At 71.8% G+C, this 14,296-nt stretch carries 9 protein-coding genes and 3 pseudogenes; 8 read left to right on the top strand and 4 right to left on the bottom strand.

Annotated features, from left to right (window positions below):
- From BLQ73_RS29890 to BLQ73_RS34775, 3 genes and pseudogenes are all read right to left on the bottom strand, one after another.
- A pseudogene (locus BLQ73_RS29890) lies at positions 1 to 945 on the bottom strand (IS3 family transposase); the annotation flags it as partial.
- 12 nt (positions 946 to 957) lie between these two features.
- Positions 958 to 1,152, bottom strand: a pseudogene (locus BLQ73_RS35190) (transposase); the annotation flags it as partial.
- 420 nt (positions 1,153 to 1,572) lie between these two features.
- Positions 1,573 to 2,469: a DUF2867 domain-containing protein gene (locus tag BLQ73_RS34775; RefSeq protein WP_176955770.1), complete on the bottom strand. Its 897-nt coding sequence runs from the start codon at positions 2,467 to 2,469 to the stop codon at positions 1,573 to 1,575.
- 114 nt (positions 2,470 to 2,583) lie between these two features.
- On the opposite strand from BLQ73_RS34775, the gene BLQ73_RS29905 reads away from it, so the two are divergent.
- Positions 2,584 to 3,204 (top strand): TetR/AcrR family transcriptional regulator, encoded by a 621-nt coding sequence (locus BLQ73_RS29905; RefSeq protein ID WP_176955771.1) that lies wholly within the window; start codon positions 2,584 to 2,586, stop codon positions 3,202 to 3,204.
- Positions 3,205 to 3,536: 332 nt separating this feature from the next.
- On the opposite strand, the gene BLQ73_RS29910 is transcribed toward BLQ73_RS29905, so the two are convergent.
- Positions 3,537 to 4,919 (bottom strand): helix-turn-helix domain-containing protein, encoded by a 1,383-nt coding sequence (locus BLQ73_RS29910; RefSeq protein WP_093176077.1) that lies wholly within the window; start codon positions 4,917 to 4,919, stop codon positions 3,537 to 3,539.
- A 151-nt stretch (positions 4,920 to 5,070) separates the two neighbouring features.
- Between BLQ73_RS29910 and BLQ73_RS32945 the strand changes: the two genes are divergently transcribed.
- The 7 genes and pseudogenes from BLQ73_RS32945 to BLQ73_RS29945 all read left to right on the top strand — a co-directional run.
- A complete protein-coding gene (locus BLQ73_RS32945) occupies positions 5,071 to 6,234 on the top strand; it encodes a phosphoenolpyruvate carboxykinase (ATP) (protein WP_176955772.1) in 1,164 nt (387 codons plus the stop codon).
- Positions 6,231 to 7,115: a hypothetical protein gene (locus BLQ73_RS29920; protein WP_218126089.1), complete on the top strand. Its 885-nt coding sequence runs from the start codon at positions 6,231 to 6,233 to the stop codon at positions 7,113 to 7,115. The genes BLQ73_RS32945 and BLQ73_RS29920 overlap by 4 nt, the downstream gene beginning before the upstream one ends.
- A gap of 4 nt (positions 7,116 to 7,119) precedes the next feature.
- The gene (locus BLQ73_RS29925; protein WP_093176082.1) at positions 7,120 to 8,007 is read left to right on the top strand and encodes a hypothetical protein; all 888 of its coding nucleotides are present in this window, start codon (positions 7,120 to 7,122) and stop codon (positions 8,005 to 8,007) included.
- On the top strand, positions 8,004 to 8,801 hold the full coding sequence (locus BLQ73_RS29930) for an AP endonuclease (protein WP_143020523.1): 798 nt from the start codon (positions 8,004 to 8,006) through the stop codon (positions 8,799 to 8,801). Before BLQ73_RS29925 ends, BLQ73_RS29930 begins: the two co-directional genes overlap by 4 nt.
- Positions 8,802 to 9,308: 507 nt before the next feature.
- Complete coding sequence (locus BLQ73_RS29935) at positions 9,309 to 10,388, top strand: phosphotransferase enzyme family protein (protein WP_176955773.1); 1,080 nt, start codon at positions 9,309 to 9,311, stop codon at positions 10,386 to 10,388.
- A gap of 48 nt (positions 10,389 to 10,436) precedes the next feature.
- Positions 10,437 to 13,163: a Gfo/Idh/MocA family oxidoreductase gene (locus BLQ73_RS29940; protein ID WP_093176091.1), complete on the top strand. Its 2,727-nt coding sequence runs from the start codon at positions 10,437 to 10,439 to the stop codon at positions 13,161 to 13,163.
- 878 nt (positions 13,164 to 14,041) lie between these two features.
- Positions 14,042 to 14,296 (top strand): annotated as a pseudogene (locus tag BLQ73_RS29945) (hypothetical protein); the annotation flags it as partial.

Below are 14,296 nucleotides of genomic sequence, written 5' to 3' on the forward strand. Positions count from 1 at the left end.
GGGAATGCCTTCTCCGGGTGTTGTACCTGGTGATCCACCGGAACACGGCCAGACGCGCCTCACGCGCCGAGCCCCAACCGGGAGCACCCTGAAGGGTCTCGCGTTTGAGAGTCGCGTTCAACGACTCGGCGGCGCTGTTGTCCGCACTCGAACCCACCGCGCCACGCGAGCGCACGACCCCGAGACGCCGGCACGCCCGCTCGAACTCCTCTGAGCAGCACTGCGCCCCGTTGTCGCTGTGGAAGACCGCCCCCTCCAGTCTGCCGCCCCTGGTGCGGGCCGCCGCCTCCAGCGCGTCGACGACGAGCCCGGTGCGCATGCGGTCGGCGATCGACCAGCCCGCCAACCGGCGCGAGTGCAGGTCCATCACCGTCGCCAGGTACAGGAAGCGGCCCGACCCGACAGGAAGATACGTGATGTCGCCCGCATACCTCCGGTTCGGCGCCGGAGCGGTGAAGTCACGCCTGAGCAGGTCCGGAACCGGGGCGGCGTCCGGCCCGGGAACCGTGGTGCGGACCCTCCTGCGCAGGCGGAGCCCGGTGATCCGGTGCTCGCGCATGATCCGCTCGACCCGCTTGCGGTTGACCCGGACGCCCTGCCCGCGCAGTTCCGCGGCAATCCGGGGGGACCCGTAGGTCCCGTCGTGCTCGGTGTGGATCAGGCGCATCCGGGCTGCCAGGGCCGCATCGCTGCGCAGGCGCTCCAGCCGGGCGGGAGCGGCCTTGCGCCACCGGTAGAAGCCGGAGCGTGACACTCCCAGCACCCGGCACAACCGCTTGACCCCGAAGGCCGTCCTGTGGTCCTCGACGAACTGGAAGCGGTTGGTCACCAGTTCGTCTCGCCCGCGAAAAACTTGGCCGCCTTGCGCAGGATGTCGCGCTCGGTCTCCAGCTCCCTGATCCGGGCGCGGAGCCTCTTGTTCTCCTCTTCCAGCACGTCATCGGAGGGTATGCGCCCACCTGGGGTGGACTTGCCGGATGCCGCGGTGGCCTGCTGCGCGCCGCGGGCTTCGGCGGCGCGCACCCATACCCGGAGCGTCTCGCGGCTGACGCCCAGGTCCCCGGCGACCGAGGAGATCGTTCTGGCAGGGTCGGACATGACCAGCGCGACCGCGTCGGCCTTGAACTCTTCCGGGTAGTGCTTCATCACCATCAGTGACATCTCTTCCCCTGGATCTCAAGATCCAGTCTCCGAGGTGTCCACATTCAAGGGGGAGGTCCCCACGGCCTACCGCGGCGCCCAGTGGACCAGCCCGAGTCGAAAGTCAGTGGCGACTGAACACTTTCCTCAGGACGGAATACGGGCCACCTCAAAGTCGGGCGGACATGGCCCGCACAGCGGGCCGGTGCACGCTGGGCCAATCTGGGCCTGCGCACGCTGCCGATCACCACGGAGATCCGGAGCCGCCCGTTGAGGTTCTCTTGCGCCATGGCATCGACGCTAGAAGTTCGCCTACAGGCGAACTCAAGTCGAGCGGTGGCAGGCAGCCATCGCCGCATCGCCTTCGCCCGCCGCGGCGAAGCTCTCCCGCGTCGCATCCTGGGGCGCGGGCGAGACCGGATGTGTGCGTGGTCAGGTTCTGGGTTTGGCGAATGGTACGGAGCGGATCATGCTTCGCACGACGTAGGGGTGGAACCATCGGACGACCGCCCAGTAGAGGCGCCCCGTCCAGTGGTTGAACTGTACGGCTGTCGTCACCGACATCCTCCTGTCGGCGACCAGTACGCCGACGCGGAAGGAGAGGTGGCGGTCGTCGACGCCCATCACGACCTCGTCCGCCGATGAGGCGAGCACCGGGAAGAGGGTCTTCGCGCGCAAGGTGTCGGCGGTGCGGAGGCCGAACGGTCTGACCAGGTGGTCGCGTAGCCGCATCAGGGTGCTGACCGTGCGCGGCGGCTTGCCGAACACCTCGCGGATCCAGGTCTGCGGGTCGCGGGCGTCGGCGGCGAGCAGCGGGGTGGTGTAGCAGTCGGCGGCGTCGGGGCGGCCGGTGATGGCGGCGGAGGTCAGGGGGCCGGGTGCGAGGGGGCTTTGCCGTACACGGCGGCGGCGGAGGCGGGGGGCCAGGACGCGCACCCAGCGGGGGGCCGGCGCGGGGCGGTGGACCATGCCGGTGACGGTGCGTTCGATGTGGTCGAGCATGTCTTCGACGGCGTTGTCGTGGATGTGTTTGATGAGCAGCGGCCAGGTGACTCGGCCCCGCCGGGTGGGTTGTGCCTCGATGGTGTGCCGCAGGGTGGCGTGCCAGTCGTCGTGTGGGACCACCTCAAAGGTGTGGTTTCCGACCAGTCCGATGCTGCGGTGGAATTCGAAGCGCACCAGTCGGCCCGGCTCGTGTTCGATCACGTGGTAGCGGACCTGGCCGTGGCCACCGCGTGATCCGACGTTCAGGCCGCGGTCCAGCGTGATGGGCTGGACGAGGTCGGAGTGCCAGACGCGGTCGTGGTCTGTCGCGAGGGTTTCCAGCATCGCGCCGAGCGTGTCGGGTGATACCGGAAATGTTCGTTCATGCACGTTGGTGATCACTGAGCCCCCTTTTCCATACGGTGCCGTATGGAATTTACCGTACGGTAGCGTATGGATATGGCCGCGACCAAACCACCAGGACGCAGATCCCCCCGCCTCACCGCGCGGGACTGGGCCGCCTCGGCGTACGACGCCTTCACGGAGGCAGGCCTCGACGCCGTGGCGGTCGAACCGGTGGCCACCCGGCTCGGGGCCACCAAGGGCAGCTTCTACTGGCATTTCAAGGACCGCGCCGCGCTGGTCCAGGCGGTCCTCGACCTCTGGCTGGAGCAGACGGAGCTCGTCATCGCGGGGTTGAACGGCGTCGGCGATCCCCGGGCCAGGCTGGAGCGGCTGTTCAGCTCGGTCATGCGCAACAGGTCATGGGTGCGGATCGAGACCGACCTGCTCGGCAAGGTGGCGGACCCCGCGGTGTCGGCGGCCGTGCATGAGGCCGGGCGGCGGCGACTCGACTTCATGGCGGGTTGCCTGCGCGAACTCGGACTGTCGGCGAACGCCGCCCACGACGGTGCGCTTCAGGCCTACGCGTTGTGGATCGGGGTGCTGCAGCTCACGGTGGCCGCGCCTGGCCTGCTCCCGTCGGGCGACGAGGCCCGCCGCTTCGGCGACGCCACCTCGGCGCTGCTCGCCCACCTCTTCCCCACAGCGTCGGTGGAGCGGTTCGCGGGGGGATCCTGAGGTCAGGCGCTGGTGAGCCGGTCCGCCCCGGCTCCGGGACCGGCTGTCCCGGTCCCCTGCATGTCCCTACCGTCGGTGTCCTGTGGCGGCGGTGCGGCGGTCGCGGCCTGGAGCCTGCTCTTCTCGGTCCGGTAGGGGGACGGCGGGAATACGCCAGAAACGGGCCGCGTTCGCTGTGATCAGCCTTCCCACCTGCGCTAACGAGCCCGTTGGACTGTAGGAGCCAGGGATGATTCCCGGCCTGCTATTCCGTTACAACTCGATGGACGTCGATCTTCGCAGGTCGCAGAGGGCCGGTCGGCAGCCTGCCGCAGCGCGACCTGCCGTGCTCTTCACTCCACGCTCTGGTCCGGGGCTTGGGCGAGGGTCTCCAACCGGGCCTGGAAGGCCGTCTGGACAGGGCCGTGCGGCAGGCGGCGGGAGAAGGACTGCAGCAGGTCGGTGACGCGGCTGGAATCCACGGTGGCCATCAGGTCGGCGGCTCGGCCCGCGTTTTCCAGCGCGCCGTTGAGGTCGCCCTGCTCGGCTTGGGCGCTCGCGATCGCGGTCAGGCCCAGGGCGGTGTCGCGGGTGTAGTCGAGGCTGCGTCCGGCCTGGCCTTCTTCGAGTAGCCGTACGGCGGTGTCGGTGCGGCCCAGGCCCACGAAGCCGAGCCCGACTTCGATGGTGTGGGAGGGGCGGCGCATCCAGTACGCCCAGGCCGGGTCCTCGTCGGGGTCGCGGCGTTCCCAGTGCGCGTCGGCGCGGGCGAGGGCCTTGAGGGCCTGGGCGGCTTCACCGGCGGCGGCGTGCGCGCGGACCTGCCAGGCGTCCAGCATGGCGTGGACGGTGCGGGATGAGCCGGGGCCGATCCGCTCGCGGGCGGTCTGCAGCAGGTTGATGGCGGTGCGGCCGTCTCCGGCGTAGCTGTGCTGCATGGCCATCAGTGACAGGATGTAGGCGCCGGTCAGGGTGTCGCCGCCGGCGGCGGAGGTGCGCAGCCCGGCATGCCAGTAGCGTTCGGCGGCGGCGTGCCGGTCGGCGTCGAAGGCGCACCAGCCGGTCAGCCGCAGCAGTTCTCCGGCGGCGGTCAGCAGCCGCTGCTCGATGAGGCCGCCGAAGCGGGCCTGCTCCAGCAGGCGGCGGATCAGCTGCAGGTCGGCCTGGGCCAGGGTGAGGCAGTAATCGCCGCCGATCAGATCGTCGAGGTGCCACAGCTGATGGACGCGGCCCTCTACCCAGCCGGCCAGTTCGGCATCGACGATGCCGTGGCCGGTGGCATGGCGGAGTTTGCTGGTGGGAATGGTCGGCACGGCGGGCACGGCCGCCCAGGCGGTGGCCAGGTCGGCCGCTTGTTGCCCGGTGAGCAGCAGGTACGCGCGACGGTCGTCGTCGGATATGTCGGTCATGCATCCCACCAAAGTCAGTGTGTCTTTCGCGGTGCCGGTGGTCCAGCCTTGATCGATGCGTTCCATGCCGTCAACGGTCAGCAGCCAGGTGGGCCAGGGCAGGGCGGCGACGGTGTTCGGGTCGATGCCGACTTCGGTGGCGATGGCCAGTTGGGCGGGCAGGTCGGGGACGGCCAGGCCGTGCTCCCACCGCCAGATCTTCTGTCGGTTGGCCGCCATGTTGACGCCCGCTCGGCGCTGCACGACCTGTGCGAGGTCGGTGAGGCTCCATCCGCGCTGCCGGCGCAAGTGGGTCAGGGGATGGCGGGCCAGAGGCTGATCGCTCATCGCAACTCTCAAAGGACGGGAAGACTACAGCGGGACTACAACCGAGTCCTGGCTTCAGGCTCTGATACGCGCTTGGCTGGGACCAGACGGTAACGAGGTGACAGCTTAGGGCAACGGCGCCGTGCTCACCTGTCCAAGCAGGGAGGTTGTGATGACAGGTCCTCAGGGCGTGCTGCCGGAGCGGAGCGCCGACGGGTTCGCCGGCGAGGCCTGCGCTGCCCAATCCGACGGTCCGGCCGCGAGGACGGGCCCGGTTCGGGAATCGACGCTGGGCCTGGATCGCTGGCGACTGCGCCTGAGTGGCCCTGGCGACCTGGTCGCCGACGTGCTAGACGTGCTCGCGCCGCCCTGCGCGGTTAACGCCGCGCACATCGGCCACGAGGGCTACGGCTGGACGGTCCGGGCCGAGTACGACACTGCGGGCTTCTTGCCCAGCACACGGGATGCGGCTGCCCTCTTCGATGACCTGCCTGTGCTCACCGTGTCGAGCACGGCGCGGCTGGCGATCCGGCATGCCGCCGATGGGCGGCAGCACCTGGTGGCCAGCTACCGGCCGGGCAGCCCGGTGGCGGCACTGGAGGTGATCGCGGCCGAACGCACGACCCGGGTGGTCGTCCCGGCCGAGGGGCCGGGGCGGCGGTGGCCGCGCTGGCTGGCGCAGTTGTTCTTCGCCAGCCGGATGCTCGGTTGGTGGCGGCTGTTGCACGCCTCGGCCGTCGCGGTGAACGGCCGTGCCGTGCTGTTCGTGGCCGCGTCCGGTGGCGGCAAATCGACCTTGGCCCACCGGGCGTGTGCCGAACTCGGCGCCGTCTTCATGGGCGATGACCTGACGATGATCGGCCCCGGCGGGCTGGTGGCCGGGTGGCCCACCCGGGCTGCGGTTCCGCTGGCGCTGGCCAGGACGGGCGATGGGCGACCGCTGCGGCAGGGCACGCGTGCGCGCCGGGTGTACACCGCCGAGGAACACCGCCGGACGGTGTCGTACGCGCCGCCCGCGCCGATCGGCCTCGTGGTGCACGTCGTTTCTGGCTGCGACGGTGGGCGGCCGGTGGTGGGGGCCGCGCTGCCCCGAGCCGACCTGGCCACGGTCGCCGAGCACGCGCTGGCCTCACCCGCGCAGCAGTTGTATTCCACCGACCTGCTGGGGCTGACTGGCGGTCCCCCGCACATCCGGATGGCCTGGCCCGATGACGACTGGGCGCGCCGGTTGGCCGACGCGGCCGGTGTGCGGCTGAGCGTCGCGGATCTGCCGGCGCTGGCGCACCTGCCGGTGTGGCCGGTGCTGGAGCCATGGCTGGCCTGGAGCCGGTCATGAACAACACCGCGATCATCACGTCCGCGCAGACCCTACAGACGGTGACCGTCCGCAGCGGTGGCCGGGCGCTGATCGTGGCCGCCGCCGACGCGCTGATCTCCGGCTGGCCCCAGGTGGCGCCGCACGTGCCCGGCGCTTCGGCCACAGTGCGGGCGTGCCGCCCGAGCAGGGTCTCCGTGAACGTGCCCGCCGACCTGGCCGAGGCCCGCCGCCTCATCAACGCCCACCTGCACGTGCTGCATCTGGGCTACGACACCCTGGCCGTGCACAGCGTGGCCCTGTACCGGCCTGGCAGCGGCGCGGTTGTGCTGCTCGGCGGGCACGGCGCGGGCAAGACCCTCACCGGGACGGCGCTGGGCCTGCGCGGTTGGCGATGGCTGTCGGGGGACGTGACCCTGCTCGACATCGACCGCACGGGCGGTGCCGTCGTCCGGGGCGGTACCGGCGCCATCATCGCCCGCCGCACTGCACTGCGCCGCTGGTTCCCCGGCCTTGCCGTGCCCGAGGCCGGGCCGGGCCTGCTCGACCTGTACGGCTGGCCTGCGTTCGTGGGCGCGGGCACCTCCCCGATCGTGGGGCGGGTGGCCGCCGCGGCCCTCATCGACGTCACCGGCGATCTCGGCGGCGACGTCGGCGATGAGGTCCAGCTGCTGGAGCCGCACACGGCCGAGAGCGTGTGGTGGACCGGCAGCGGTCATCTGGTGGATCGCGTCCGCGCCGAGCCGGGCGCGCTGCCGCTGCGCGCCCTGGAGGGCGAGCGTGAGCTGCTGCGGCGGGCCCGCCTGGTGCGCACCGTGGCGCGCGATCTGCCCATGCATCTGCTGCGCGGCTCGCCGCACCGCATCGCCGAGCAGGTCGAGCGGCTGGCCGGAAGGACCTGAATCGATGCCCGCTCTCGTCCCGCCTGCGTACGCCGTGCCGCGCGTGGAGTTCCGCGACGGCCAGGCCCGGCTGCTGCCCGCCCGGCCGGCACCAGCCGGGATGGTGCGCGCCCGCTACAGCATCGTCTCGCCCGGCACCGAGCGGCGGCACCTGGCCGACAGCGTCACCGCCCCCCGCATGGCCGGGTACATGAGCCTGAGCGGTGATGTCGAGCGCGGCTGGCTGCTGGCGCCCGTGCCGCACGGGGCCGCCTGGCGGCCCACGCCGGAGATGGGTGTGGCCGCGCCGCCCGGCACCAGCCTGGCCGCGGCGGCGCTGGCCCGCTTCGCGCAAATGGCGCTGCTGGGCCTGGACCGGCTGCCGCCCGGCACCGACCTGCGCCAAACCGTGGTGGTCGGCTCCGGACCTGTCGCCCTGGGCTGCGTCCTGGAGCTGTACCGGCGCGGCTGTGCGGCCATCACCGTGCTGACCTCCCGCCCCGACGCCCCGATCGGCCACGCGCCGGGGGCCCGGTGCGTGGCCGCGCTCCCGTCCGGCGGCGCCCGGCTGGTCATCGACGCGACCGGCGCGCCGCAGCGGGCGATAGCGCTGCTGGCGCCCGGCGCGGTGCTGGGCCTGCTCGGCACGCCCGCCACGGGCGAGGCCATGCCGTTCGCGGCCGTGCACCGCTCCTGCTGGACCGTGGTCGGCATGCACGAGCTGGGCAGCCTCAGCAGCGAGGGCTATCCGGCCGCCTACCACACGGCCGTCACCTGGCTGCGGTCCCTGCCTGCCGTCCTGCTGGAGTCCTGGTGCCGCATCCTGCCCGGCGAACACGCCGAAGGTGCCTACCGTGCGCTGGCCAGACACCGTCTCCCCGGCCCCGTGACGATCTTCGATTGGGGGTCGTGATGCAGCCGATCGGCTTGTACAGCATCTCGGTGCGCGGCCTGGCCGTGCCCGACCTGCTGGCCTGGGCCGCCGCCTGCGGCATGCCGTTCGTGCACCTGCGGGGCGGGGCGCGTGGCGTCGGTCTGACGGCGCAGAGCGACGACACCGTGCGCGCGTGGGCGCGCGTCGCGCGGGAGACCGTGCCGATCACTGGGGTGACCGCCGACGTAGAACTGGCCGACCTGCTCATCGGAGGCAGCGCCGTGCGCTGGCAGGCGGCCCAGGAGGTCACCCGGCTCGCCCGCGCCACCCGAACGCTGGGCGGCGCATGGGTCCGGCTGCTGGCCCGCACCCCGCTGACCTGTCGGCAGCTCACCGGCGCCGCCGCACTGCCGGCGGCCGAGGTGCCGCTGCTCGCCGAGATCCACCACCCCCAGTGGATGTCCACCGACGTGCTGACGGCCCTGCTCGATGCGTCCGGCCCCACCGGCGGGCTACGGCTGCTGGCCGACACCGCGCAACTGGCGGCCGCCCTGCCCGCTGACCTGCCTGCCACTGCGTCCGGGGCCGTCCCGGCGTGGCTGGACCTGATCGCCGAGCATGCGCTTGTGCTGCATCTGTCCGATCCCGGCACCGGCCTGACCGGGTGCGGGCCTGCCCTGGTCGCGGCCGCCGTCCAGGCCCGGATCCACCACGGGCTACCGCTGCAGGTGGCCGTGGAGTGGACCGGCCCCGACAGGTCGCCGCGCGCGTGTCTGGCCCGCTACCGGGCCGCCACCGCCTGGTGGCGCACGATGCAGGGAAGGCGGCGATGAGCATGACCGGGCCGCGCCACGGCTGGCTGGTGATCAGCGACTACCCGCGCTGGCCCAGCCCGTGCTTCGCCGAACTCCAGCATCATGTTCCGCCGTCGTTGTCGCTGACCTTCTGCCCCGGCCTGGACGGGCTGCCTGCCCGTCCCGACGGCCCCGCCGTGGTCAACCTGCACCGGCTCAATCAAGCGGCTCTACCGCGCACCGGACGGCCGCCGCACCGACCATGCTGGAGCGGCTGGCCGAGCTGCGCGCAGGCGGCTGGCGCCTGGTGTGGACGGTGCACAACCTGCTCCCCATCGACGGCGGCCCACCCACCGAAGCCGACCGGTACGCCGCACACAGGGTGCTGGAGCTCGCCGACGGGCCGGGCCGAGTGCTGGCCGCCGCCGAAGCGGCCGGACGAGCCCCCATCGTGCCCCCGGCCGACGACGCCCCGCCCCGCTGGCGCGCCGTCGGAGCCGCCTACCAGACCCTGTTCGACCAGCGCCCGCCAAGGAGAGACCCGCCGTGCCTGAGGACGTCATCGTGGCCACCCCGCTCGAACAGAACGCCGTCGCCACCGTCTTGGCCGACCGCTACGGCCTGCCCGTCCAAGACGTCGCCCGTCAGCCGATCGGCCAGGTCACCATCAACTACCGGGTCACCCTCGCCGACGGGCGGCAGGTGTTCGTCAAGCGCTATCCCAGCGAGGCCCGCCTGAACGACGAACGCGGCACCATCCGGCTGGCGACCGCCGCCCGGCGGGCGGGCATCCCCGGCGCGCCCGTGCTGGCCAACCGATCAGGCGAAGTCATCGACACCAGCAGCTCACTGGCGGTGTCGGTGTGGGACTGGATGCCCGGCCACGTCGCCGCCCACCTGACCCCCGCCCAGCTGGCCACGGCCGGCCGTACCCTGGGCCGCCTGCACGCCGTGTTCTCCGGCCTGACCACTGAGTCCGGCCTGGTCATCGGCGGCCGCCACGACGCCGCCCACGCCTGGCGCCACGTAGACCTGCCCGGCATGTATGCCACCATCGACCGCCTGCTGGACCTCATCGACCAGCGGGAACGCGATGGCCACGCCGACGCCTTCGACAGCCGCGCCCGCGACACCCTCATCGAGCGGCGCGCGATGCTGACCTGCATCCCCGCCTTGATGGCCGACCTGCCCGAGCAGCTGACCAGCCAGCTGATCCACGGCGACTACGCCCCGGTCAACCTGCTGTGGACCGGCGACACCCTGACCGCCGTGCTCGACTACGCCCCGCCCGTCCCGTTCCTGGCGGCCTACGACCTGGGCCGGATGGCGTTCTACCCGCACACCGTCACCGGCGCCCCCACCTGGCCGGACGCCGCGGACACCTTCGTCGCCGGCTACCTGACCGCCCACCCGGCCGTCCCCGCCGCCGACGTGCGGGCCTGCGGCCGCATCGCCCTGCTGCAACTGCTCACCAGCCTGTACGGAGTCAAGCAGCACTACCTGGCACCGGGCCTCGACCAGCGGGCGCTGGATGAGTTCTGGCTGCTGCGCCACCAGGCAGCCCGCACCCTGCTCGACCACCTCGACGCGACCGACACGCTCCTGGCCGACCTGACCGGCACCTGAACCACCGTACGGCTCCTCCGCACCCCCTGCTTCTCAAGGGAGACCCCTGTGACCACCGACACCGCCATCCCGTCTGCAACCACGACCTGGGAGGTGGTCGGCGGCCCGATCCCGCCCGCCGCCATCGAGCCCGAAGCGGCCGGCATCGCCGCCCGCCACCAGCTCCGCCTGCACCGCCCGGGCCCGCAGGCGCACTTACAGCTGACCGAAGCCGACGGCACCGTCCTCGTTGCGGTCAGCTGGCGGCCCGCCACCCCCGCGCTCCCGGAAGTCCTCAGCCACGTCCTGCCCGGTCGGCCGCGCCTGGACATCCTCATCGACGCCCGCCCCGGCGGCCAGGCCGCCGCCGACGACCTGCACACCGCGCTCCGCGAGCAGGCGCGTCGCTACGACCCGTCCGAGCTGAGCGCAATCACCGCGTCCATGCCGCTGCTGGCCCGCCACTCCACCCCGGACGCGAACCTTGCCGGATGGGCGGTCATCGCCCGCGACCACTACGTGGAAAACACCCTCGCCCTGCTGCTGGCCATCCAGCGCTGCGGCGTCCCGCCCCAGTGGATCTACGCACTCGCCAAGGGCGACCGCACCCGGGGCCGCGACCGCATCCACGCCACACTGACCGGCCTTGGCTGCGCCAGCGGCGTGCTGGACAACACGGCGATCAACGCCCCCGACAGCCACGCCGCCGACCTGGCCCAGACGCTGGTGCAGGTGGACGCGTTCATCGACGCCGCCCACGCCGCCGGACGGCCGGTCCTGGTGATCGACGACGGCGGCCTGATCGCCCAGGGCTACGGTCGCCCGGACGCGCCGCGGCGCATCGACGCGGCGCTGGAGCTGACCGTCTCCGGCCTCAAACGCATCACCGCCGCCAGGCCGCTGGCTATCCCGGTGTTCAACATGGCCCGCTCCGCGGTCAAGACCCGGCTCGGTTATCCCGAGATCGCCGACGCCTGCGTGCGCCGATTGCGGGCGCTGCTGCCGGCCGTCAAGACCATCGGCCGTCCGGTGCTCGTGCTCGGTTACGGCACCCTCGGCTCGCGCCTGGCCGCCGCGCTGCACGCGCACGGCTGCCAACTCCACGTCGTCGATCCCGACCCGCTGGCGCTCATCGCCGCCGCCGAGGCAGGGCACGCTACCTACCGCACCGCCGTCCACGCGCTGCGCACCACGGTGCCGCTCATCGTCGCCGGCACCACCGGCGACAGCGGCGCTCTTCCCGAGGAGGCGATCGCGCTACTGCCCGACGGCGCGATCCTGGCGCCGTTCGCCACCGCCGACTTCGCCCCCGTGACCAGCGACACCTCACCGGCCCAGCAGACCGGTCACATCCCCGGCGTCGGACGCCGCTACCGGCTGCCCACCGGGGCCGAGGTCACCATGCTCGGCGACGGCCGGTCCCTGAATCTGTTCGAGGCCGACGCCATCCCCAACCAGGGCTACGACGCCTACCGCGCCGGCACCCTCATCGCCGCCAGAGCGCTGTGCGCCCAGGCCGCCACGCTGCCGCCCGGCGTGCACACCACCCTGGTCGACACCCTCATCGCCGCCTCCGGCCTGTACGACGACTACTACCGCACCTACCTGACCAGCCAGGCAGCCACACCCACACCGGCGCCAACGCTGACCGTGCGCGAACCATCCCCCGTGGCCGGGCTGAACGCATGCGTCGTCGGCTACGGCGCCGCCGGTCGCCTGCACGCGGGCATTCTCACCGGTGCCGGCGCCGAGCTGACCATTCTCGACCCCAAACACCAGGACCTGCCGCGCACCTGCCGCAGCTTCCACCACAACATCGACGACCTGCCCGCAACCCGGGCGATCGACCTGTGGTCGGTATGCTGTCCCACGGCCGAGCACCTGTCCGTCCTACGCTCGATCCTGGCCCGCGACCCCGCCGCGCGCGTCCTGCTGGAAAAGCCCGCCTGCCAGGCCCACGAAATCGTCGCCCTGACCGACCTGCTCGACCGCCACCCCCGCGCCCGCCTGCTCGTCACCGACCAATACCAGCACGCCACTGCCCTCGACGGCGCCGCCGGCCTGCTGGCCCAGCACGCCGGCGGCCCGATCGACCACCTCACCGTCTCTTTCACCAAGGACCGGACCGCCGACATCGCCGACGGCCGCTTCATCGACCGCTCCTACGGGGTGCTGGGCTACGAATGGCTGCACATGCTCGCCGTGCTGCGCCGCCTGCTCCCGGCCGAGGCCATGACCAGCTACCTCACCTCCGACCCCTGCGACGCGACCTTGCGCGCCGTCTTCGATCCACGCCTATTCGTCGCTACCCTGACCGAGCACGCCACCGCTCCTCTCGGCGATGGTCTTGTCCACCTCGATCTGCACTCCAGCATCACCACCCCCGCCATCGTCGTGGGCCGCACCCCCGCCGACATCACACGTTGGCACCGCGGGCTGCGCGCCGCCGACGACCGACAGCGCTACCTCACCGTCCACGCCGCCGACACCCTCGTCACCGTCCGCCTGGACCCGGTCACCACGACCGGCGGCTGGCAACTGCAGCGCAACCAGCACCGGCTCGTTGCCGAACGCGACGGCAAGATCCTGCACGACGAGATCATCGACGACTCGCCCCTGCACACCGCAATCACGAGCGCCGCCGAAACGCTGACCGGCAGCCAGCCGGTGCCGCCGCCGGACCTGTCCGGGCTTCGCCGCATCTCCGCCATGGCCGACTACCTGCGCACCCAACACTCGTTCGGCGACGCGCCCGGACAGGAGAAAGTCACCGCGCTTGACCAGATCATGCATTAGGTCTCTCGATTCACCAGCCTACGCAGGCGCGGCGCGAGTACACCCAAAGGCCGTTCCAGCCGGGGCAGATCACCGCGAGGGCACCGAGCCGATGGCCACTCCGCAGGAACCGACCTGGCAGCCCATCAGCATGCTCGCCTTCCTCACCGGCCACATCGCCGACGGCATCGGACGCTCGTGATCCCGCTGGCGGCCCAGCCGAGCTCACGCTTGGCCGCCTGGGCGGCAGTCGGACTCGTCGAATTGCGATGACTCGTGCTCCCGTTCGTGGTCTGGAGCGGGCGAGTCGGTCAGCGGATGTCGGCCAGGCGGACCTCGCCGGTCGCCCGGCTGGGCGGAACCGGTAGCCCCCTGCCGGTCGGCGACCGCCTTGGCCTCGCCCAGCGCTTGCACCAGGCGGTGTAGGCGGGGGTAGGGCGAGGCCAGGGTCGCCTCGTCAAGGTCAGGGCCTTACCATCACGGCTTGCACGGGAGCCCGTTGTAAGTGCGGCCGACCAGTGTGATTGCGGCGGCGATACGGAATGTCACTGAAACGCCCCTGCGGCTGAGGGGCATACCACTGGAGCATGTGAAAAGGGGATCAGCCGACCGCCAGGGCGCCCGCACATTCGTCGCGGTGCTCCACGTCTTCGCCACGCAGATCCCCCGCCGGTAGTCGCTTCCGGCGTGCGCGCCGACAGGACCGCGGGCCCCCCGGGGGGCTCCGCCGTACGAGCGACCGCTGGCCTTTCGGACGTTCCGGGAAACCGCTCTCGGGAGCCCGTCCGGGTTGACGGATCCCTCGCGAGAGGGATGTGGGAGATCGCTCGCTTCGGCGATGTCCGCGTGGCTGCGGGAAACCAGGATTGGGAGGTCATCGCAGCTAAGGAGTCAACGAGTTGAACCTCCGTATCGCCTTCGTCGCCGCCCCCGTCCTCACCTTCGCCTACGGCGTGATCCGCATCCTGGACGGCTTGGACGGCAGCCGCGGTCCCGGGCTCGCCTGGACCACCGGGCATCTGGCCTTCATCGGCGCCCTGGTGTTCTTCGTCATAACATTCCATGAGATGCGGAGGCTGGCCGGTGGCGGACGCCTGGCCACCGGGCTGGCCTCAGCCGGATATATCGGCATCGTCGTGCTGATCGCCCAGTTC

Origin of the sequence: Sinosporangium album, assembly GCF_900100605.1 — a bacterium.
Classification (GTDB): Bacteria; Actinomycetota; Actinomycetes; order Streptosporangiales; family Streptosporangiaceae; genus Sinosporangium; species Sinosporangium album.